The sequence below is a fragment of the Flavivirga aquimarina genome (assembly GCF_030540835.1).
Taxonomy (GTDB): domain Bacteria; phylum Bacteroidota; class Bacteroidia; order Flavobacteriales; family Flavobacteriaceae; genus Flavivirga; species Flavivirga aquimarina.
In genome coordinates this window covers 1-23,604 of sequence record NZ_JAUOEK010000122.1, presented here as the reverse complement: position 1 = coordinate 23,604, position 23,604 = coordinate 1, and the positions used below count along the sequence as shown (strand labels likewise).

At 33.9% G+C, this 23,604-nt stretch carries 11 protein-coding genes and 1 pseudogene; 3 read left to right on the top strand and 9 right to left on the bottom strand.

Translation table 11 applies throughout. From position 1 onward, the window contains the following. Positions 1-124: pseudogene (locus Q4Q35_RS22515) on the top strand (IS982 family transposase); the annotation flags it as partial. A 337-nt stretch (positions 125-461) separates the two neighbouring features. On the opposite strand, the gene Q4Q35_RS12540 reads toward Q4Q35_RS22515, so the two are convergent. From Q4Q35_RS12540 to Q4Q35_RS12500, 9 genes are all read right to left on the bottom strand, one after another. Beyond that, positions 462-2,177, bottom strand: coding sequence for a RagB/SusD family nutrient uptake outer membrane protein (locus tag Q4Q35_RS12540; RefSeq protein WP_303278328.1), 1,716 nt, complete (start codon positions 2,175-2,177; stop codon positions 462-464). A gap of 11 nt (positions 2,178-2,188) precedes the next feature. Further along, positions 2,189-5,407, bottom strand: coding sequence for a SusC/RagA family TonB-linked outer membrane protein (locus tag Q4Q35_RS12535; RefSeq protein WP_303278327.1), 3,219 nt, complete (start codon positions 5,405-5,407; stop codon positions 2,189-2,191). A gap of 959 nt (positions 5,408-6,366) precedes the next feature. Next, positions 6,367-8,778 carry a hypothetical protein gene (locus tag Q4Q35_RS12530; RefSeq protein WP_303278326.1) on the bottom strand — a complete coding sequence of 804 codons (2,412 nt, stop codon included), beginning with the start codon at positions 8,776-8,778 and terminating at the stop codon, positions 6,367-6,369. A gap of 69 nt (positions 8,779-8,847) precedes the next feature. Beyond that, entirely contained in the window at positions 8,848-11,331 is a 2,484-nt protein-coding gene (locus Q4Q35_RS12525; RefSeq protein WP_303278325.1) for a family 78 glycoside hydrolase catalytic domain, read from the bottom strand. A 21-nt stretch (positions 11,332-11,352) separates the two neighbouring features. Next, positions 11,353-13,428, bottom strand: coding sequence for a glycoside hydrolase family 31 protein (locus Q4Q35_RS12520; protein ID WP_303278324.1), 2,076 nt, complete (start codon positions 13,426-13,428; stop codon positions 11,353-11,355). 4 nt (positions 13,429-13,432) lie between these two features. Then, on the bottom strand, positions 13,433-16,048 hold the full coding sequence (locus Q4Q35_RS12515; RefSeq protein ID WP_303278323.1) for a sialate O-acetylesterase: 2,616 nt from the start codon (positions 16,046-16,048) through the stop codon (positions 13,433-13,435). Between the two features lie 13 nt (positions 16,049-16,061). Further along, a complete protein-coding gene (locus Q4Q35_RS12510; protein ID WP_303278322.1) occupies positions 16,062-17,495 on the bottom strand; it encodes a GDSL-type esterase/lipase family protein in 1,434 nt (477 codons plus the stop codon). Positions 17,496-17,512: 17 nt separating this feature from the next. Beyond that, entirely contained in the window at positions 17,513-18,955 is a 1,443-nt protein-coding gene (locus tag Q4Q35_RS12505; protein ID WP_303278321.1) for a sulfatase, read from the bottom strand. A 122-nt stretch (positions 18,956-19,077) separates the two neighbouring features. Further along, positions 19,078-20,634 carry a sulfatase gene (locus Q4Q35_RS12500; protein WP_303278320.1) on the bottom strand — a complete coding sequence of 519 codons (1,557 nt, stop codon included), beginning with the start codon at positions 20,632-20,634 and terminating at the stop codon, positions 19,078-19,080. Between the two features lie 421 nt (positions 20,635-21,055). Here Q4Q35_RS12500 and Q4Q35_RS12495 point away from each other — a divergent pair, with 421 nt between their 5' ends. Further along, positions 21,056-22,624: an arylsulfatase gene (locus Q4Q35_RS12495; RefSeq protein WP_303278319.1), complete on the top strand. Its 1,569-nt coding sequence runs from the start codon at positions 21,056-21,058 to the stop codon at positions 22,622-22,624. 24 nt (positions 22,625-22,648) lie between these two features. After that, positions 22,649-23,224: an RNA polymerase sigma-70 factor gene (locus Q4Q35_RS12490; protein WP_303278318.1), complete on the top strand. Its 576-nt coding sequence runs from the start codon at positions 22,649-22,651 to the stop codon at positions 23,222-23,224. Positions 23,225-23,604 lie beyond the last annotated feature (380 nt).

Here is a 23,604-nt window from a genome sequence, read left to right as displayed (position 1 = left end):
TTCTGTTAAAGGTTTTTTGGTCAACCTTATTTCGGGACTGACTGCTTATTGTTTCTTTCCTAAAAAGCCTTCTTTAAATATAACTCCAATTGAAACTAACCAACTTTGTTTATGGGCGGCTTAAACAAGATTCACGTTAATATAAATTGTATAGAATTTAAGTCTATGATTGTTTAACTAAACCATTATGGACTGGGAGTTCTTAGGTTCATTTTGACAGACTGAAAGTCTGTTTCATGAAATACCGAAATAAAAGAAAAAGAATAAACATTGTAAAACTGAATTCGTGTGAATTTGTGAAACCTGCCAGCCGACAAACTGGTTCGTGTCAATTTTTTTTAGAAGCTAAAAGCACTAAAGTACATAGTTTTAACTACAGTTTAAACCAATAAAAGAGCCGATTTCTAATTATATAGATCGGCTCTTTTGCTTAAAAAAACTAACTCAAATTTAATTCTATTTTACCACCCTGGATTCTGATCAAAATTAGGGTTTAGTGTTAATTCATTGGTAGGTAGAGGGAGTAAATAATCTCTATCTGGATCAAATCCAAAACCATTTCCACTTATAAAACCGAGATACGGATCAAGAAATCCATTTTCATCAACTGTTAAATTGGGAAATTCAGCTTCAATATCTGGTGTATAAGTAGTACCTTTTGGTCTTGTGCCAACAAAAATACTATGAGCTCTCCAACGCATCAGGTCATCTAGTCGGTTTCCTTCGCCAAACAATTCAACAGTGCGTTCTCTTCTAACTTCGTACAAATAGTCGGTTAATGTATATCCGTAATTTGGCCAATCAGGGTCCATTGCAATAGCACCTATGTTCAAGTGAGGCATACCTGCTCTGTCTCTTAACAAGTTGATAGTAATATCAACGTCTGCTTGGGTTAAGGTGCCTAATTCTGCTTTTGCCTCAGCATAGATTAAAAGCGCTTCAGCATATCTAAAAATAATAAAACCGATATCTCGAGTTCTCTGATTATTAAGCTCTGCAAATATTTCCTTAGACCGCCATTTTTCTATGGCTAAAGCGGTTGGACAACGCGTCATAAAGGGTACTGAAAATAATGTTACAGTACCATTTTCTGCCACAAAATCTAAATCTCCCGGAACCATTACCGATTGTGCTAATCTTGGATCACGATTTACCTCTAATTCAGCTAGAGTAGCATCACCCATAAAATTAGGACTCACAGATATAGGTAACCCATCTGAAGCTAAGTAATATTTAGTCATCTCACGTGACATCCCATGTGCATTTGGTTGATTCCATAACGAATTTTGAATATTGAGACCCAAATAATCATAATGTCTATATAACATTACTTCCGAATTAGTACTATAATCTGTTTGTATAAAAAGATTATAATAGGCTTCGTTAGGATCTCCTGTTGCAAGTGTATAATTTCCGGCATCCATAACACTTTTTGCAGCATCTTGGGCTTCTTGTAAAAAACCTGACCCATTAGTATCTCCTGCAAAATCTGTTCCTTGGTGGTATTTCTCCCAGGTTCCTGCATATAAAGCGACTCTGGCTTTAAACTGTGTTGCTACATCTCTATTTAATCTAGATGGGCCAACTTCAGACCCTTCTCTCATCATGGCGATTGCTGTATCAAGCTCATCAAGAATGAAATTAGCCACTTCAGTTCTGGAGCTACGGGCACCAAATAATATATCTGTATCTTCCAAGTTTAATACTTTCGTTATTATAGGAAGATCTCCATAATTCCTGAACAAAGTATAATAAAACCAAGCCCTAAAAAAATGACCTTCACCAATGTAATGATTAACAAGACCTTCAGGTTCTACACGACTCGCATTTTCAAGAAAAAAGTTTACACTACGGACATTTTCCCAATTCCAGCTTCCACCTGAAGCAGGAATATTAAGGGTGCCATCTAATCGTTCTGTAAATGAGCTGCCGAACCACTCACTGGATTCAATAACAATATCTGTTCCTATATCGGGAGAAGGCGCAGCACCAGAACCAGCCCAGCCAGGAAACGTATTATAAAGCTCATTTAAATACAGTTGTAGATCCCCTTCTGAAGTCCAAAAATCGGTATTTGAAATTTCATCCAGAGGGGTTCTTTCTAACACGTCTTTTTCACAGGAATTAAGCACAATTCCAATTGTAATTGTTGCGACTATATAATATATTTTTTTCATTTTAATATTTTTTAGAAATTAACATTTAGGCCTAATGAAAAAACTTGGCTTAATGGATATTGGTCTCCGATACGACCAGTTGCTCCATTGAATGCTTCGGGATCATATATCATTAAATCTGTAATTGTTATAAGATTTTCGCCCGAAACATAAATTCTAGCTTTCGAAATTTTTGCTTTTTTGGTTACGCTATTTGGAAGCGTATACCCCAACTGCACATTTTTAAGTCTTAGATAAGCACCATTTTGGAGGAATCTAGTGGTTGGAAAACGATAATTTTTATTGTTTTGTCCTATAAATTGAGAATAGGCATTTGGGAAATAGCCATTAGGATTAGCACCTAATGGACTAGTTTCATCACGCCAAAAATCCAAGTGTTCCGTATATACATTAGCGTGTAATGGTCCATTGGCGGGGCCTCTAAATGTCCCAAGCCCTGTGATGCTTAAATCTCGCTTTCCTATTCCTTGTATAAAAAATGACATATCAAATCCTTTATAGGAAGCGTTGCCACTAAAACCAAATTGATAGCGTGGTGTACTATTTCCGATCACTTTTCTGTCACCGGGGTTTGCTAAAGTGTTATCTCCAACACTAATAACATTGTCACCATTTTGATCTACATATCTTAAATCACCAGGAAACCAAGTACCATTATAGATATCCGATTGGTCATTTTGCCAACTTGCCACATCATCGGCAGATTGGAAGAGGCCATCTGTTTCTAAGCCCCATATTTCACCGATTGTTCTACCTGCATAATTTAGAGTTGTTAGAAGTGTAGGATTTGTAGGGAATTTTTTAATAGTAGCTTTATAATCAGACAAAACACCTGTAAAACCATAAGAAAAACCGCTCTCACTGTTTGTGTTTTGCCATGAAACCTCAATATCCCATCCTTTAGTTTCTATCTCTCCTGCATTAACTCTTGGAGGCAGTGCCCCTAAAACAGCTGATACTGCAAGTCCGCCTGTCTCTAAATCTGTTGTATTAGAACGGTACCAGTCAAACGTAATTCCTAATCTGTTATTAAGTGCTCTAAGGTCTATCCCTAAATCAAGTGTAGTTACTGTTTCCCAGGTTAAATCAATACTGCTAAGATCAGGTGCTCCAACTCCCCATAATCGTTCTCCGCCAAATAAATAATTAGATTGATTAACTGGTAGATTTGGAATATGTAAATAATTTGCAACATCCTGATTTCCAACAGAACCATAAGACCCTCTGATTTTTAAGAAGTTGATTTGATTTTTTAACGGATAAAAACTTTCTTTTGAAAGTACCCAACCAGCGGAGAACGATGGAAACGTTCCCCATCTATCACCGTCTTTAAATCTTGAAGAACCATCTCTCCTTATATTAAATTCAAGTAAATATTTTTCATCAAAATTATAACCAACCCTCCCAAAAAACCCTTGGGTAGACCAATGTCCTTTTTCAAACTGATCATTATTACTTACGCTAAAATTAGTTGTAATATCACCTACAGATGTACTAATAGATGGAATTCCATCTGTTAATAAATAATTAGATTGTACCTGTAAATTATTATAATCGAAAGTCTCCTGTTGGAATCCAGCCAAAACATGAAAATTATGCTTACCAATATTTTTAGTATACTCTGTTCGGATATTAGGTGACATATAAGTATTCGTATAAAGTTCGGACCAGTAACGTGTACGATCCTGAGCAGATGAGGTTATTATCGATCCGCCCAACCCATCAGGGATAGCGCTTTGAACCGTTGGGAATCTGGTTTGCTCACTATCATCATTTGTTCGGTAATTCAACTCTAGCGTTGTAACCCAATCTTTCACAGGTTCAAGAACTATTCTTGGGGAAAGTATGAGTTGTCGTTGTTTAGTAAGCGCTTTATGTAGTTCTTGTTCACCTATTCTTCCTGTCCAAACCTCTGTTCCTGGATAAAATGCTGGTTTGGTAGGTTTAAGTCTAGTCATAAGTAACATAACAAATGATCTGCCTAATGTAGGATGGGCTGGGTATTCTTGCTCTTGGTATCTATATTTTGTTAAAAGTGATACATCCATCCAAGGTGTTACTTTTGAGCTTATTTTCCCGTCAAGATTGTATCGGGTAAAATAGTCATCGGCTTGTTTTAATTGTCCTTCTTCATCATAATACCCGGCAGATAAATAATAAGATGTATTCTTAGTTCCACCACTTATATTAAGGTTGTGCTTTTTTCGGGAACTGGTTTTCTTAAAATATATCGATTCCCAATCTGTAGCTGCATGGGCATTAAGTCCATCTGGGCCAAGATTCCAAGTCAAGCCATTAGGAGGAGTTGGAAGTATTTCGGGAGCACTTCCCGGATTAGCCATGTTCTGAGTAATCCAATCCAGTTCAGTAGCATCGAAATATGGTCCTGCTCCAATATTTGCCCGCGCATGGTTCATAGTGTGAGCAAAAGACAATGCATCTGCATTTTCAGGCTGATTCAATAGCGTAGTAATGGCATAATTTGTAGAATAGGAAACTTTAACGCCATCGCCTTTTTTTCCATTCTTAGTGGTTATTAAAACCACTCCATAAGCTGCCCTTGCTCCATATATTGATGACGAAGCCACATCTTTTAATACAGAAATAGATTCAATATTATCAGGATCAATATCATTAATACCCATAGGGATATTATCAATTAAGACCAAGGGTTGGCTATTATTAGTTCCACCAAAATTCTGTAGTCCCCTAATATTAATATTCATTTCAGCTCCAGGTTCTCCTGTTGCATTTGATGTTGTGATCTGTAAGCCGGGGGAGGCGCCTTGTAAAGCCTGTTGAACATTGGCTACTGGTCGATCCTCAAACGTTTCACTTCCCACAATTGAAATAGCACCCGTTAAATTCGATTTTTTTTGTGCCCCATAGGCAACTACGACCACTTGGTCTAGGTCTGCTACGTCTTCTTCTAGGACAACCGAAATATTCTTTTGCCCATTAACAGATATCTCTTTGGTTTTATAACCAACGTAAGAGATTACCAAAATGGCATTTTCTCCAGTTATTTCAATGGAAAAGTTTCCATCAAAATCTGATTGTGCACCATTGACTGTCCCTTTTTCGATAATACTGGCACCAACCATTGGTCCGTCACTGGTAGTCACTGTTCCGGTAACTGTTTGAGCAGTTATGCATAAACTGCTAAACAGAAAGAACATGATAGCTCCATTAAGCTTTAACTCGCTTTTGAGTAGTTGTTTTAGTTCCATATTTTTTTGGATTAATTAGTTAACGTAGGTTATTCTGCTATCTGGGGAGAAAGGTCGTAATAATTATATTTTTTAAATATAGTTATTAATATAATATTAGAAAGGTATAAACTTATAATAATTAATCCAACTTTGCAATATTTTTATAATATAAAATATTAATAATCACAATTGTTTTTCGATAAATAAATGTTATTATGGTATTAATGTTGTATTTATTTTATAAAAACATCAATATTTGTTGTTTTTATTGATGAATACTCAATACTAAGATGGTAAATTTGTTTAAAAATGAGTATAATGAAATTGTAAATTAATTAGAAAACAGTATAATATTATTGTAAATATTGAATCCTTATTAATATTATATTATAAAATTATAATTGTTTTAAACTAAATCTTAAAAATAAAATAAGGAATAAGTTGTAATTGTTAACGCGTTAAAACTAATATCTACAAATAGAAATATTATTATTTTTTGTATTTGTAAATTATTTATTTGAAAATAAATAATTTACATGTTTAATTTGTTTTGAATTGCCTCTCAATACAATTTTTTTTATAAATTTTGATGCTCAAATTCTGTGAAATAAATATTTGATTTTAACTTTTTAATTTATAATTCTAAAGGGGTTTTCTATATTAAATGATTTGCCTTATAATAAAATCTATAAAAAGCTTGTATTAATACCAAAAGAGCCTCAGTTTTCTGGATTTTTAACTTACTAAGTTCTTGCTGTCAGTTTTTTTGAACAGGCTTTCTATTCCAAGAGGAAAAAACTTAGACAGTTCTATAGGGAGGCTTCTTTAAATAGCAGCGTGAGTTTGTTGTTGTAATAGTATATAATTGCTAAAAATGGAAGATAGCTTTTTATATGTTGTAAATGTAGATACTACAGGTGTTTATAAGAATAATAAATATTTATAATCGGACTTTTTCTTAAGCTCAATATATTGGATTATTTTGCCGTTAATGTTAGCTTAATCTTTTTCCAAGGATGTGGATAGGCACTAACATACAATTCTGGAATAAAATTTAAGTGGTCTTTGTTATAGCCCATAACAAAAACTTCAATATCTTTCCCTATCATGGTTTCATTTATGGGAATATAATAGGTGTAATTTTTATCTCTGCGAGCAGTCATAAACTCCCAAGTATTTGCGGGGAAAGAGGAAGCCCGGTCTGTGGCTCCAATATAATTTTCGCCTATTTTAGCAGAAACATAAGCGCTTTCTAAACCGTGTTTCCCGTTTAATGCAACACAAAGGTAGCTGCCCGAGGCTATTTCGTCTAATGAAATGGTGGATTTCCATACTTTTTTAGCTGTTTTACGACTAGGATGGGCAAATAAATTAGAAGCTCGCCATAGGGTACGATTTAATCTTTTACCATTGGTAACACCTTCAATTTCTACGATGTGTTGTGGGAAGTTTTTAAACCTTAAATAGCGTACCTCTTTATTTATATGTATCGTTATGTTTTTTGATGCAAGATAAGTGAGTTGTTCCCAGTTTTTTAGATTAGTTGAAACTTCAATAAAATTACCCTCTCCAACCAATAAAGGTTGTAGTGAAAATTCATTAGGAACAGTAATTTTTAGTTCATCTAGGTGTATAATGTTTCCTAAATCTAAGCGAAAACATCCGCCTTCAATACGCGGATCTAAGCGGTATTTTTTTGATGGCCAAAATCCGGTTTCTAAATTTCCATCAAATAAATTTTTATCCCAAACCCCTCTATTTACAAAGGCTTCTTGATTAAAGAAGGCATCACGGGCCGCTTTTACTTCTGGAATCTTAGTTTCACCAGATCGTTGTAAAGAGCGCACTTCAAGCGCATTGTTATCTGTTGCAAATATGGTAGATTCGTACAAAGCCTCAACATCTTCTGGAACCGATATTTCTTTAAATGAATTTAATTTACGATGGAAATTATGCTTTAAGGGTATTCCGGGAAAGCTTAGTTTTAATTTTTTTCCTTTTAATAACTTAGAAACTTCTTTGCCATTAATTTTTGCAGAAGCGTATAGGTTTTCATTCAGTAGTTTTATATCAGATATGGTTCCTGGCATTCCTAAAACTTCAATTTCAATAGGTTTTTCGGGGATGTTTTTTATGATTTGATAGTTGGTTCCGGTTAAAAGAGGTTCGTCATAGCTTTCGGTTGTTGCTAAAAATAAAGCAGATCTAAAAGGGAGCACTTCAACAGGTATTATGTCTCCTTTTTTAAACGAACCAATAAATTTTTCGGTAGGATGTAATTGTAATAATGTAATATCTTTATTAGGTTTTATTCCAATATCTTCATCTAATTTAAGTGAATACGTTGCAGATTCCCAATTTATGTTTCTTAGACTTATTAATTGGGTTTTTTCATCACCTCTTGTTACGGCATTTAAACCGTAGGTTTCTGGAAGCACTTTTCCGTTAATTAAAATATCGCTGTATTTTTTATGTAAATTATATATTCGAGCTAATTTTGAAAATTCACTATCGTTTAATAACCAGGGGTTACCATATATTTCTGGTGATAGTATTAACCCTCTATTAAAGGATTGTAAAATTAAATCGTCTTCCCAATAATCTAAGCACGACGAAATGCAAACACCATGATCTTCTGTTAATCGTTGTAAGCCGGGTACAAGATTACGTGATAATGCCGATGCTCTATGATGGGGTGCTGTTACATTATTGGTCATGTGAACGTCGATATAAGTTTCATGACCTTCCCATAAAAAAGTAGTGGCGTGGGGTTTTGCTTTGTTTAAACCCAGGCGGTGATTTAATAGAATTAGGTCTGGGCTATAAATACGACATGCTTTCATCATATTAATAAAGGCGTCTTCTTTTTCTGGTCGCAAAGGGCCACAAACAGCATCAAATTTAAAGAGCGCAAAATCATAGTCCTTACATAGCTTTACCATTTGTTCGGTACGTGCTTTTTCTGTTTCTGCTGTATCTCCAAACCCATCAGGTCCGCCCCAGACACCCAGGCGAATACCAAGAGATTTTGCTTGTTCGTAAATAGGGTCGAAACCTTCAGGGAATTGTTTTTTAAATCTATCGGAATAAATACTTCCATAAAAATTCTTCCCATCTATCGCACCGGCATCAAAAGCATAAATATCTAATTGCATACCATATTCGCTTTTAAGCCACCCAAAAAAATCCAGATTAATTTTGGTTTGTTCGGCTGTGGTGCCTTCATTGGTGTTGTTTATCCAACTAAAATATTGTGCTTTCGAAGGTGTACTTTCATTTGCCCCAGGAAACACTTTTTCCTGTGCCTTTAGAGGCCAAAGTGATATGAAAAGCATGGTTAAAAGAATAAACGTCTTAATTGAAAAATGTTTAAATATGTTATATCTCATTGGTTTTATTCTGTTATTTTTTTGATAAAGCTTAGTTATAAAATAACATACCGTAATGCATTGACTAAATTATAATTTCGGTAGTAAAAAAATAGTATAGGTACCCGCTTGTAGATTAAAACGTCCCGTTTCTAAACCTTCAATATTTTTAGATTCAAGTTCTATATCTTTCTTGTAGATTTTTATCTCTTGTGATGTGCTTATAGGCAACTTAACTTGTGCCATGCTTTTTTCTGGAATTACAAAGTCATATTTATAAGCCCCTGATGCTTCTCGTTTCCAATTGGATACAATAGTGCCGTATGGAGATTTATATTTAGTGTTAACAAAATCAAGTCCTTCGGGAGTAGATGGAGATAGAATAAATCTTTTAAAACCTGGATATTCAGAATTTGGTTGTATGCCACCAAGCCATCTGTAAAACCATTCAGATATAGATGCTAGCATAGGGTGGCAGTTAGAAAAAATGTTATCGCTTTCTTTCCAGGTTTCCCAAATGGTGGTTGCGCCCCTATCTATCATAAATCCCCATCCAGGGTATTCTGTGCTATTGGCAATGTTGTAAATTTTAGTTGGGGAAATATGTTTAGAAACGGTTTCTAGCATATATTTAGTGCCAAAAATCCCTGTATTTAAATGCCCGGAAGGACCGTTGTTTAATGCATTATGTAAAGAGTCTTTTGCTGCTTCTAATGCTTTGGCTGGGACTATGTTGTGATAAAGTAATGTGGAAAATAAGGTTTGTCGATTTATCTTTTCGGATATTGGTTTATCCCAAAACTCATTTTTTATGAGTTCTCTTAATTTGTTGGCAAGTGCTCGGTATTTACTTGCTTGTTCTTTGTCATTCATTACATTGGCAAATGTTTCCATGATCTCTGCACATTGAAGGTAATGTGCAGTTCCTGTTAACTCTAAAGGAACTGGTTCTTGAGAACCATGATCACTAAGCCCCGATTTTACTAGACCTTCAGGATGTATTCTACCAACCTTTTCCATCCATGCATTATCTAAATCATACAATTCTTTTATAATAGCTGTATCATTGTAATATAGATACATGTTATATTGTGTAGTAAGAAAAGCAGATTCCCAACTAATGCCACAATATTTAACACCTGTGTAAGGGGCGGTATCAACAAAAGTTGAATCATTCATGGCATCGACCCAGTCGTAAACAGTTTTACGGTAAAAGGTTTGCATGTCGTAATTATTGATATAAGATTCGCTGATAGCATTTAAATCACCGCCATATCCAAATTTTTCTCTGGCAGGGCAATCAGATTGTACACTTACAAGATTAGAGACAAATGTTCTTTTTGAGGCTTTTTGGATGGAATTTAGTAAATCTGAAGAACAATTGAAGCTATTATAGTCTTTAACATTAGTATTAAGAGCTAGTCCTACAATATCTTTAATTTCTGGTTTTTGTCTTAAACCAAGAATCTCCATATATCTGTACGTGTGATAAGTGAATTTTGGCTGAAATATGGATTCTGTATTATCTCCAATAATATAGCTGTCTGTTTGCCATGCAACTTCTGGAGCTCCAGGGCCTCCAATACCTTTTTTCTTTATTTGCCCTATTACAGTGGTCATAGGATTTAATGTGCCATTATCGTAGATCCGTTCGCCAAATCTAAAAACAATAGTGTCTCCTTTTTTTCCGAATAATTTAATATTGTAAGTTCCGGTAAGGTTAACCCCCATGTCTACAATATACCCTCCATTTTCTAATGAGTTGATTGATATGGGAGTTATTTTATCGGTAATTTGAACAGGAGGAAAAAATGACTTTTGCACTCTGCCACCTGGAGCTTCACAAATAATAGACTTTGACCACAGATCATCTTTAAAATTGGGTTTGTTCCAGTCCTTAATTTCTTGTTGTGCATTATATGCCACGCCTATATAAACACTGTTTTTTATAATAGGGCCATAGGAATATTTCCAGGTATCATTTGTGATGATTTCATCTCTATCGCCGTTTTTATATTTTAATACAAGTTTGGCTATAAAAGTTGGTTTATCAACCTTGGCAAGATCTACTCTCAAATTTCTTCTTCCCCATTTTTTGAGCGGTAACGGGTTGTAGAAACCGTTTCCTAAAGTAACACCTAAACAGTTTTTATCTTTGTTTATTTGAGAAGTGATATCGTATTCTGCAACATATACTCGTTTGCTATAATCTGTCCATGCAGGGTCTAGCATATTCTTACCAATGCGTTCGCCGTTAATGGTAGCTTCGTAATATCCAGCCGCAGTAATATAAAGAGTTGCTTTTTTAATATCGTTTTTAGAGCGAAACGTTTTTCTAAAAATAGGAGCAGGGTTATCTAAATAAAATAGAGAATCATGTTCTGGTAATTTTTTTTCATCAGTAATCCACAAAGCATCTTTTAAGTCTATGAAAGTTGGATCTAGGAATTCATCGGCAGAAAATTCCTTATTAAATGAATTAGAGAAAATGGTTTGATTGCCTATAGCTAGGTATAATGCAAAAGCTGTTAATGATATAAAAATAATAATTAATAAACGCTTCATTGTTTCCATAATGCTTTAAAGTTATACAATCTATTTAATTTTGAAATTAAAATTATTTCTGGTAAATAAAGGAATGTTTTCTAATGAAACTTTATAGTTTATAGATTGTCCGCCTTTATATGTTTTACCGGTAAGTGCATCTTTCCATTTAGAACCATTGGGTAAATAAATAGTTCTAGAGGTAGCATTTGCTTCTAATACTGGAGCTACAAGAATATCTGAGCCAAACATATACTGGTCTTCAATATTGTAGCAGGTTTTATCGTTTGGAAAATCATAAAAAATCGGGCGCATTACTGGGGTTCCTTTTTTAGAAGCTATATCCATGTGCTTTTGTATGTACGGGCGTAGTTCTTCACGTATATTTAGATAGCGCGACATTATTTTAAATGCTTTCTCTCCAAAGCTCCATACTTCGTTGGGTGAGCCTGTATTGGTTATTTGGCCTTCAAGTTTTATAATAGGTTTTCTAACTCCGTGAATTCTCATCACGGGAGAAAATGTTCCGTATTGAAACCAACGAATTAATAATTCTTTATATTCGTCTGAATCTGAGCTACCATAAAACCCTCCAATATCTGTATTCCACCAAGGAATTCCACATAACCCAATATTTAAACCGGCTTTTACTTGTTTTCTTAATGTTGGAAAATCTCCTTTAATATCGCCAGACCATAGCAATGTACCAAATTTTTGACTTCCAATCCACCCACTTCGTATAAGATTAATAATATCTGTTTGCCCATTTTCTTTCTGTCCTTCGTAGATGGCCTGAGCAAAATTATAAGGATAAATATTAGAAACTTCTAAACCATTGCCTCTGTAGTATCTTATGTTTTTGTATTCTAACGGTTCTATTTCTGGTTCTGCCTCATCCATCCAAAACATACGGACTCCTAAGTCGTAATAGTTTTCTTTGAGTTTAGCCCATAAAGCCTTTCTGGCTTTGGGGTAGGTAACATCAACAAACGTTAAATCATCATTAACCTTTAAGAATAGGTTATTTCCCAGTTCTGGGCGAATAGTAAAGTTACTTTGTTTAAATTCTTTGTAATTATCACTTTTTTCAGCTAAAGTTGGCCATACCGAAACTAATAATTTAATATTTAAACTATCTAGCTCTTTAATCATAGCTGCTGGATCTGGCCACAATTCGGGATTAAATTTCCAATCGCCAGTTGTTGGCCAATGATAAAAGTCTGCTACAATAACAGAAATTGGCAGGTCTCGTTTTTTGTATTCCCGAGCTACAGATAATAAGTCTTCTTGAGAATAATATCGCAATTTAGATTGCCAAAAACCAGTAGCAAACTCAGGCATTTTAGGTGATTTTCCGGTTAAATCACTATAATGCTCAACTAATTCAGCTGGATTTTCACCAGAGAAAATAACATAATCTATTTGTTTCGCATATTCAGCATAAAAACTAGTATGTGTTAAGGATAACTCAGCTCTTCCAATGGCAGGGTTATTCCATATAAAACCATACCCTTTACTAGACAGAAGAAAAGGAATTGAAATTTGAGTGTTTTTTTGTGCTAGTTCTAAAACGGTTCCTTTTAAGTCTAAACAATCATTTTGATACTGCCCCATACCATATAAATGCTCGTCTTTTTCTGCATCAAACGTTAATTTTATTTCAAAATGATCACTGCCTTTACTTTCAAATTGTCTGGCAAAGTGTAAATGGTGTGCGTGCGTTGCTTCCCGAAGCAGTACTTCGTTTTTGTTATTTAGATAAGTAATTCGTCCATTTTTTGCTTCTATCTCTGCTCTTATATGGCCATTGCTAACCGTTGCTTTCTTTTTGCTAATTGAAATTTCCAGCTGAAACTGTGGTTGGCGTAATAAGTTCCAATTTTCATCTGTTATTCTTAGACTTTTTGAACTTCTAAAACGAAGTGCATCTTTGCCAAAAGCATCAATCCAATAAAGTTCTCCTTCGTTTTCCCAAATTAATCTGTTTTCTAATTTGGTAAAAGGACCTTCTTTTTGAATCTGTGAAATGCCTGTAATAGGGTAGATAGATAGTAAAAATAGCGTTAGTAAAACTATTAGGTTATTTTTGAATAATTTCGTTTGTTTTTGTGAATTTATATGAATCATTATTTTATTCGTTGTTTTTAATTACTCTAGCATCTGCCCAGTTTCCAAATACTTTTTTTCCTGAAAAATCCAATAAGATAAAATCCAAGCCTTTTACATCTATATCGATTTCAATTTTTGATGCACCTTTTTTTATTTTACCACTATCGTAAATAACTCTCCCTCCAAATTTGTCTTCTACCATAACCTTAAATTGACCTGCGGTGTTTTTAGGAGCGTCTTTGTCTAAACTAACTACTGCTTTAAAACGATTAGCCTTCCCGTCAAGTTTATACATAAGCTGTGAATTACTTTTTACGCCTAATCCTTTTTTATATTTTTTTCCTTTAATTTTTATTGTTTTGCCATTATAGGTTTTATCTTTTTTTGGAGCACCTCCGTTTTTAAGCATATAATAGAGATCGCTAAGGTATGTCGTGCCACTTTTGGTTACAGTGTAATTTTCTTCTGGAATGGGTAAGGGGCCTTCAACAAGTTGCTGCCCTTTAGTTCCGATTTTAAGTAAAAGATGTTCGTGTTTCCCAAGGTTTTTGCCCGTAAAAGCACCATGATATATCCCTAAATCTTTTTGTAGCCACAAATCTCTTACCATTTGAGGCCCTTTTAAGCCTATTTGATTCCATTTTACAATAATATCGGTTTTGTTTTGTCCTTTATTAAGGATCAATACAGCTGTGGTTCCGTCGGATAAGGGTTTATTATATATTTCAATACTATCTTTATTAAAAACTCTATAGCCTTGATGCCCTCTTGGGTCTTGATTAATGGCAATAACTTCTGGAGCTAAAAGAATATCTTTAACGTCTTTTGACATAGATCGCAAATCATTTCCAGCCATTAAAGGTGCTGCTAAAATGCTCCAAAGGCTAAAATGAACTTTATCTTCATCAGTGGTATTTAAGTTTCCAACCTGCAGCATATCTGGATCATTCCAACTATCTGGGCCTGCAAATTGCCATAAACCGTTAAAAGCAGGGTGTATAGTGCCGTTACCTCCTGATGTTTCAGCACAATGATACACCGAACCTATTCTTGGGTAGATATCTCCCGAAGTTCTCCATAGTTCTCCATAATTTTTTCCTCCCCAAGCCCAGGCACCGTTTCCGAAGTCTGAAATACTTAAAACCATTGGTCTATTGGTATTTAATATAGCTTCATGGTAAATTGCAAAGTCTTCCGAAGACAATCTGTTATTTTTGGCTGCGTAACAAGCATCAAGTTTAATATAGTCTACGCCCCATTTGGCAAATGAGTTCATGTCTATTTGTTCATGCTCAAAACTTCCTGGTAATTTTTGACAGGTTAAATATCCTCTGCATTGGTAGATGCCATATTTTAAGCCCTTGCTGTGTATATAGTCTCCAACTGCCTTCATGCCATTGGGGAATTTGATGGAGTCTGCAACTAATTCTCCTTTTTTATTTCTTTCGGAAGCCATCCAAGCATCATCTAGAACAAGATATTTATAACCGGCATCTCGCATACCAGAACTAACCATAACATCTGCTATTTCTTTTATTTTTTTCTCATCAATATCTTTTTCAAAAGCGTTCCAGCTATTCCATCCCATCGGTGGAGTGGGAGTGAGATAATCACTATTGTAAGCAGGTACGGGTCTAATTTTTTGGTGTATATTTTTTGATGTATTCAATTCTATAATGCTTAACATGTTTTTAGCAATGGCTCTGCCTACCAAGAGATACGATTCGGCATTTCTATTCCAATGATACACTTGTTTGGAAGGTGAGTTTTCAATATCTCTCCAAAAATCACGAGTATCAATAGCTGCTACATTACCATTAAACTCTGTATGATTGGCTACTGCTAATTGTGCATTCATTAAAGAAAGTGCGCGTGGGTCTTTATCGTTCCAGCCTTTCATTCCGGTTGATGCAATTACAAACGGAAGATTAGGACTGCTTAAGTCTCGACGTACATCTTTTATTAAATGTATTAAGTTGGATTGATAAGCTGCATTGGCCTTTTTATTCACACGATCGTTCCAACCCTGATGCCACCCAAATCCAGCTATTTCATAACCTTCTCCTTTGTAGTCAGGAACATGTTTATGTAAACTATCTAAGACTTTATAAATAGTGGATAGCATCTGTACATAATAGTACCCTGTGTCTTTTGCTTTCGCAGGAATTTCATGATAGCCAGATGTGCTTACTGCACTAGGTGGACAAAAATCAACAGCGAGACTTTTTCCTCCCCAAGTTGTTTTAATAAGTAGTACTTTGTTTTTAAAATGGTCTCCAATAATATTTCCAAATTCAAGTTCGGGACCAATAGTAGTTGGGAAAGCCCCATAGCCAACAGTTAATTTTCCTGTTTTTACAACATTAAATTTATCGGTTGCATATATGTTAACATCGTTTCGCTTTTTCCAAGTACCATCATCATTTACTAAATGCTTATACGAATCTTTGTTTTTTACTACCCATTTTAGATTTCCTTTTTCGCCTTTTTCAATTTCACCATGCCCTTGCATGTTAGATTGCCCAGCCAGTATAAATACTTTAACAGGTTCTTGAGAAATGGTTTTGTTTGTAAATGAAAAAAGGATAAAAAAAACTATAAGCCTTATTTGATTTTTAACTTTTGATTGATTATTCACTTAGATCGGTAATTTAATTTTCTTCTTTAGTATAATACTTTATAAAATCGGCTCCTAATCTGGGTGTTTCGATAGGGAAATGGTGTCCTTTTAATGATTGTTTCCCTTCTGTACAGGTAACAATAGTTGCAATGCCTCCCAGCTCTAAATATTTATTAATTAGTGGGAATGTGTTTTCTTTTGGTGGTACTATGGAATCGGTGAGGCTTATCATGTGTAAAATGGGAACTTTAGCTTTTGCTAAAGCTTCAAGATTATCTATAGGATTATTTAAATATTGTTTTGCTTCAATATCAGATTCAAAACCATATGCTTCTTTTAAAATATTCCAGAATTTTGAAGACCCTTCACTTTTGCCAAAACCACCGGGCCAACTTTTAAAATCGCAAACTGGGGCTTCAGCATAAATACAGCTTACTCGTTCAGGGTGTGCTTTAGCCCAATTATAGATAAAAAGCCCGCCACGGCTAACACCTTCTAAAGCAACTTGCTTATTGAAATGATGTACTTTGGTAAGGTATTTGTAAAATTTATCCCAAGATTTTAGGGCTTTTGGGCTGCCAAATTTATTGTTGGTATTTATGTATGCTACATGGTAGCCTTCAGAAACTAAAATGCTGTCCATTTCCCAATGCCATCCCGGGAAACGTGCTCTCCATACCCAAGGTTTGCCAGTTGAAGCTTTATTTGGTTCTATAACGAATGCTTTAGTGTTATCGAATTCAAAATTATATTTATTAAATGTTTTCCATTTTGATTTTTTCCCGGGAAACGATTGATCTATTAAAACACCATTCTTTCCCGTTAGAGATTTATATACGATTTTTGCCATTTCACCAGCTCCTTTTCCATTAGGATGGATACGGTCTGGAAATAATTCATTTTTTCCAATAAGCGGATTGAAAAGATCGATGATTTGTAAATCCTGTTCTTGAGCAATTTTCTTTATTAAAGGGTTTATTTCTTGTGCTACTATTTGATCGCTTATTTTGGCTCCACTTTTAAAAACCGGGACTGCTAAACAAATGTAAATGGTAGGTTTAGATTTAAGGTTTTGAAAAGATTTTACAAGATTTATGTAATCGGTTTTAAATTCATCTTTATGTTCCCAGTTATAAGGTTTACTGTCATTAGTTCCTAGCTTTAGTATGACGATGTTTGGATTGTAAGCAAGTGCATTTTTATAAGCGCCTGTTTTTATATAGGGTAAATTTCCTTTTGATAAAACAGTACGACCGCTTACTCCAAAATTTTTAACTTCATAATGACCTCCTAATAAACGTGAAAGTTGAGCCGGATAAGCATTTGTTAAGCGATCTTTTATACCATGTCCAAAAGTTATACTGTTTCCTATACAGGCTACTTTTATTATTTCATTCTTTTGTGCGTTACTATGAGCAAACGCTAGTAGGAATAAAATTAGAAAAGCTATTTTGATTTGTTTCATTTGTATTTCTTGGGTATTTAGATTTGTTTTCTGGTGTGTTCTTTTGGAAATTTAGCATCAACGTCATCCCACCATTTTACAAGTTTTGAATAGAGTCGATTTCGTATTTCGGGAAGTTTGTCTGCCAGGTTGTTTTGTTCCCCTATATCATTTTTTAAGTTGTATAATTCCATTCGGTTGTCTAGTAAAAAAACAATGAGTTTGTAATCGCCTTCACGAATGGCACTACTTGGACCACCTTTTTGATTCGATTGATGCGGGTAATGAAAATAATTAACATCATGTAATTTGGTTGATTCGTTCTTTAAAAGTGGCATCATGCTTTTCCCATCTATGTGTAAATCTGGACGAAGTGGCTGTCCTGTCATTTCCAGAATTGTAGGATAGAAATCCATACTTGTAATAATATTATTAGAAACAGTTCCGGGTTTTATGTTTCCGGGCCATTTTATGATGGCTGGAACTCTAATACCTCCTTCATATAGCCAGCCTTTTCCGGTTCGAAGTGGTGTGTTGGCTGTAGGAACTCCTTCGGAAGTAGATAGTCCGCCATTGTCTGAGAAAAATATAACAACTGTATTGTCTGCAATATTTTTGTCTTTTAGTTTATTAAGTATTTTTCCAACTGCCATATCCATAGACTCCACCATTGCGGCATAAGTAGGATGATCTTGCGTCTTTCTAAAAGTAAATGGTTTTTCTTGATTGTTTTCCGTTCCAAAACGCTGTTCTTCACTTAATGCTAATGCTTCTTTTTTCTTTTTATACTTTTCAACTCTTTTTGCTGGAGCTTGAAAAGGAGCGTGTACAGTGTAAAGGGATAAATATAATAGGAAAGGGTTGTTAGTATTATTATCAATAAATTTTACAGCTTCATTAGCCAATCGATCGGTCATATATTCACCATCAGGGCCATTTTCTAAATTAGGGATGTTCCAAGGAGAGAAATATTTATTTTTTATATATAACCCACCTCTAAAATGTCCAGCAATATTAATATCAAACCCTTGCTTGTCTGGCCAGAAAGTACCTTCTCCGGCTTCATTATTGAGGTGCCATTTACCTAAAAATATGGTTTTGTAACCTGCTTGATTAAGAAGTTCTGGAAAAAGGATTTCTTCTAAAGGTAAATTACGAATATAATTTGGGTTTCCTCTTCCTCCAATATATTGAGTTAAATCAATTCTTGCCGGATTTTTACCCGTTAATATTGATGCTCTTGTTGGTGAGCAAATAGGCGATGCAGCATAAGCTTGAGTAAAACGAATGCCTTCGTTTGCTAATTGATCAATATTGGGTGTTTCGTAAAAAGAACTTCCGTTGGCGCCAATATCCATCCAACCTAAATCATCGACTAACACGAATACAATATTCGGCTTTTTATTTTGAGCGTAAATAGAATATTGAATCGCTGAAAAAAGAAAGCATATTAATAATTTATTTAGAAAATTAAATGTCATTATAAAACAGTTTTTAAAAAAATGAAATTCATTGTTAATTGTATATACTTTATGACGAATTTGAGGATGTGATACCCTATGCTAAAATATGATTGTTAATCATCTTGTAAAAAAATATATGTTTAAATTAATTTAAACTGTTTTTTAAGTTGAGCAGAAAGGGTGTTAATTGTTTGTATATTTTTAGAATCTTCAGCGATATTGCTATTTTCATCAGAGTCTGTAAAATGGTCGTATAATTCACGATCTAAAAATGTGCCTTTCTTTTTTAATTTTTTGTTCCAACTATACCATTCTATGTAGCGATATTGATCAGTTTTTATAGAATACCCCATCCGTTCCTGTTTGCGTTTTTTGAGAGGTCCAAATCGCCCTAAAAGATATTGGCTAAAAACGGCCGATTTCCATTCTTTTTCTGGGTTTTCTAATAAAGGAACAAAGCTTTTGCCTTGCAAATGGGATGGTACTGGTAAGCCAGCCATATCACATAAGCTAGGATAAATATCTATAAATTCCGTTAGAGCATTAGTCTTTGCTCCTTTTGCCTTTACCTTTGCCCCACTAATAATCATAGGTACATGAACATCAATATCGTAATTAGACATTTTGCCCCAACCATTATGTTCTCCTAATTTCCATCCATGGTCTCCCCATAAAACAATAATGGTGTTTTTTATTAAATCAAGTCTTTGTAACTCATTTATTAATCTGCCTATTTGTGCATCTGTATAAGAAACACTAGCATAGTAACCATGTTTAATTTCTTTTTGTCTTTCTTCGTTCCATGGTGATTCATGTGGTAATGTTAAATCATGATTGTCGTCATATGATCTTAGTTCTTGATCGCCATGTACAGCATAATCAGGGCTTTTATCTGGTATATATTGGTTGCTTGCCAGAGGAATAGAATCTCGATGATATAAATCCCAATATTTCTTGGGGGCATTAAAAGGGAGATGGGGTTTATAGTAGCCTACCGATAAGAAGAAAGGTGTTTTTTGAGCTGCTAATTTTTGTAATTTATTTATAGCATAAGTAGTTTGTGCACCATCATAATAAGCATCGTCATCAACATCTGCATTTTCAATAGAGTTTGCTTTTAAGTACCAATGCCCTAGAGGGTCAATCCTGTTTTTTCCTTGTGCTATTAATTTTTGTTTTTTGTTTTCTTGAATTTGCTTATTCAATTCTGTAGCATAAACGGCATCTGGATCAAAAGGGAATCCTTTTAAATGAGGTCTTTCTGTCCATGATATCGAATCTGGAATGTCATTATGAAATGTTTTTCCTAGGCCAATTGTAGTGTAGCCATTTTGCTTAAAATATTGAGGAAGTGTGACTATGTCGGGTACGTTGTTCCGGAATTTTGTAGTTAAATCCCAAACCTGTATAGAGTCAGGGCGCAAACCTGTTAGCAAGCTAGCTCTCGAAGGGTTGCATACGGCTTGCTGACAATAGGTTCTGTTAAATAGAACACCTTCTTTTGCTAGTTTGTCTATATTAGGTGTTTTAATATGCTTATTTCCATAACAACCTAATTCTGGACGTAAATCATCTACAGGTATAAAAAGGATATTTGGCAAAGAATGAATGACTTCTTTTTCTGTGTTATTACAAGAATAATTACAGAAAATATAAAAAATTATGATTACTGAAAAACGATACGTTTGTTTACCCATAAATTTAATCGAAAAGAATTCCTCGAGGATAGTTGGTTTCAAGAAATTCTTTATTTCATTATATGACATAATCTTTTTAAAATAATATTCAAAAGTAATTAAAAATTTATTAAACATTATTTTTATTTGATTTTTTATTACTTTTTTAATATTTTTTTTTCATTTTAATTGTCTTATTAATAATAAGTTACTGTTTATATAATAGTTTTATTAAATTATTAAGTTATTATTTTAATGTAATTTTAATATCTTTATTTTTTAATAAAGGTTAAAATAAACATAAGATGTAGGAAAACACGCAGATAATAAGTGTTTTCTTAATAATTTAAGAATAATTGTTTTAAGATAAGTTTTTATATATTTTACTTTTATATAGTATTATAAAAACCTCATTTTAATAGATAGAGAAAATATATATAGTATGATATTAAAAAAGCTGGCTATAAGAATATTACTAACTGCTGTAATAACTAGTTGTGTTGATGATAAAAAGGATTTACAATTAGTAAAAGATAAGCCTAATGTAATTCTTATTTATGCAGATGATTTAGGTCGAGGGTTGCTTTCTGTTGAAGGACAACAAATAATTAAAACACCTAATATAGACAAACTGGCAAGCGAGGGCATGCGTTTTGAAAATGCTTATGGAGCTATGTTTTGTGCTCCAGCAAGGGCTAGTCTTATTACTGGGTATCATGATGCGCATGGAGATCGTTGGAAAATTACAAGAGCAGGTCTTTATAGTCAAATATCAACAAATAAACTAACACAAGAAGAGATTGAATCCAAATTAATTGATAAAACTGGACCCATTCCAGAAGACGAAATATTTTTAGCTCAAGTGTTGAAAAAGTCTGGTTATACTACCGGAGAAATTGGAAAATTAGAATGGGGCTTTTCTACCTCTAATAGAGACATGAAGCGACATGGTTGGGATTATTATTATGGTTTTTTAGACCATGCAAGATGTCATGGGTTTTATCCACCGTTTCTTTTTGAAAACGGAAATATAAAAAACATAGAAGGTAACACGAGAATTGATTGTGGGAAAAGTGTAGAGAGGGAGACAGAAGAGACTTATAACAAAAGATGGGATATGGAAGGAAAAGTCCAGTATTCGCAAAATATCTTTTTAGATAAAATATTAGATTTTATTGAAAAAAATAAAGAAAAGCCATTTTTCCTTTATCACCCTACACAATTACCACATGGACCAGTTTCTATTCCTAAGGTTGATGATGAATTTATAAATGATAATAGGCTTACTCAAATAGAAAAAGAGTATGCATCTATGGTAAAAATGTTAGATGACCATGTAGGTGTTATTATGGAAAAATTAAAACAGCTGGGAATTGACGATAACACCATTGTTATTTTCACATCAGACAACGGTCATGAAATATATTATACACAAGAAGGAAGGGTCATGAAACCTGTTAGGAATATGCAAACAGGTGAGTTTTTTGATAATATTAATACTAAATATTATAGTGATTTGGGTGGGGATGTTTTTAATGGGAATGATGGTATGGCTGGTTTAAAAAGGACTAATTGGGAAGGTGGAGTTAGAGTGCCTTTAATTGTTCGTTGGCCGGAAAAGATTAAAGGAGGTGTAACATCTAACAGGTTAGTCGCAAATTATGATTTGATGACAACCTTAGCCGATTTAGTAGATTTTACATTGCCAAAAACTAAAGATGGAATTTCTTATCTATCGGAATTACTTGGTGAAAAAGACAAATCACATGACTATGTTGTTTACGCATCTTTTTTGGGGCCTGCACTAGTAACCAAGCAAGGTTGGAAATTGCGGTATTTTGCTAAGGATGATATTTTTCAATTATACTATTTGCCAGAAGATTATAAAGAACAAAATAACGTATTGGATCAAAATAAAGAAAAGGCCGAAGAATTAAAGAAAATTTTAATTGATGAATGTAATGGTGACTTGAGCAACGGCTGGTTTAGAGTAAAACGCGATGTGATATAAAAACAATTTTATAAGTAAGGTTTTATGATGTCAAAAGAGTCTAATTCTGATGAGTTTTTAATATATGAACTTCAAAAAGGAAGTGAAGGTGCTTTTGACTATATCTTTCGTAAGTACTATGAGGGTCTTTGTTTAAAAGCTAAATCTTATGTTTTTGATATGGGTATGGCACAAAGCCTTGTTCAAGATTGTTTTGTTAAACTATGGGTAAATCGATTAGAGATAAACAAAATTAATAATCTATCATCTTATTTGTCTTTTATGGTGCGTAATAGGTGTATCGATCATATTAGAAAAATGGAATCATTAAAAAAACTTCATTCAAACGTTATTTATGAGGAGGCAGAAGCTAATGTAGAGAGTTCAATATTATTTAATGAGTTTGAACAAAAGCTCATGCATAAAATTACGTTACTTCCAAAAAGAAGTAGATTAGCTTTTGAGTATAGTAGGTTTGATAACTTAACGTATGTCGAAATTGGTGAAAAAATGGATATTTCTATTAAGGCTGTAGAAGCGCTAATAACCCGTGCACTTAAAATACTTCGAAAAGATCTACAAGTCTACCTATCTATATTTTTACTATTTCTCTTTAGCTAATTATTGCCATTTAAACCCTCAAAAGGATTACTTCATTATATAAATTAACGCGAATCTTGGATAAGAAAATTTGTGTCAGTTTGAGTGATTTTTGCAAAAAATCGTATCGAAAACCTGTCTGCCGACAGGCTGACAAGTAAATTTTCGACTAAAAAAAGCTTCTCGATACAAAATTCTTTCAGAATTTCACTACCATTGACGTTATTTTATAATTAATTGTTTTTCAGTATTTTAATTTGTCTAATATGTCACGTTGAGTACTTCGACTATGCTCAGCATAAACTAAAGTCGAAACGCTTTAAAGGTAATAACTAACAAGTCCTTCGACTGCGCTCAGGAGGACAATGGAACTATCATTTCGACTACGTCATTGCTTACGC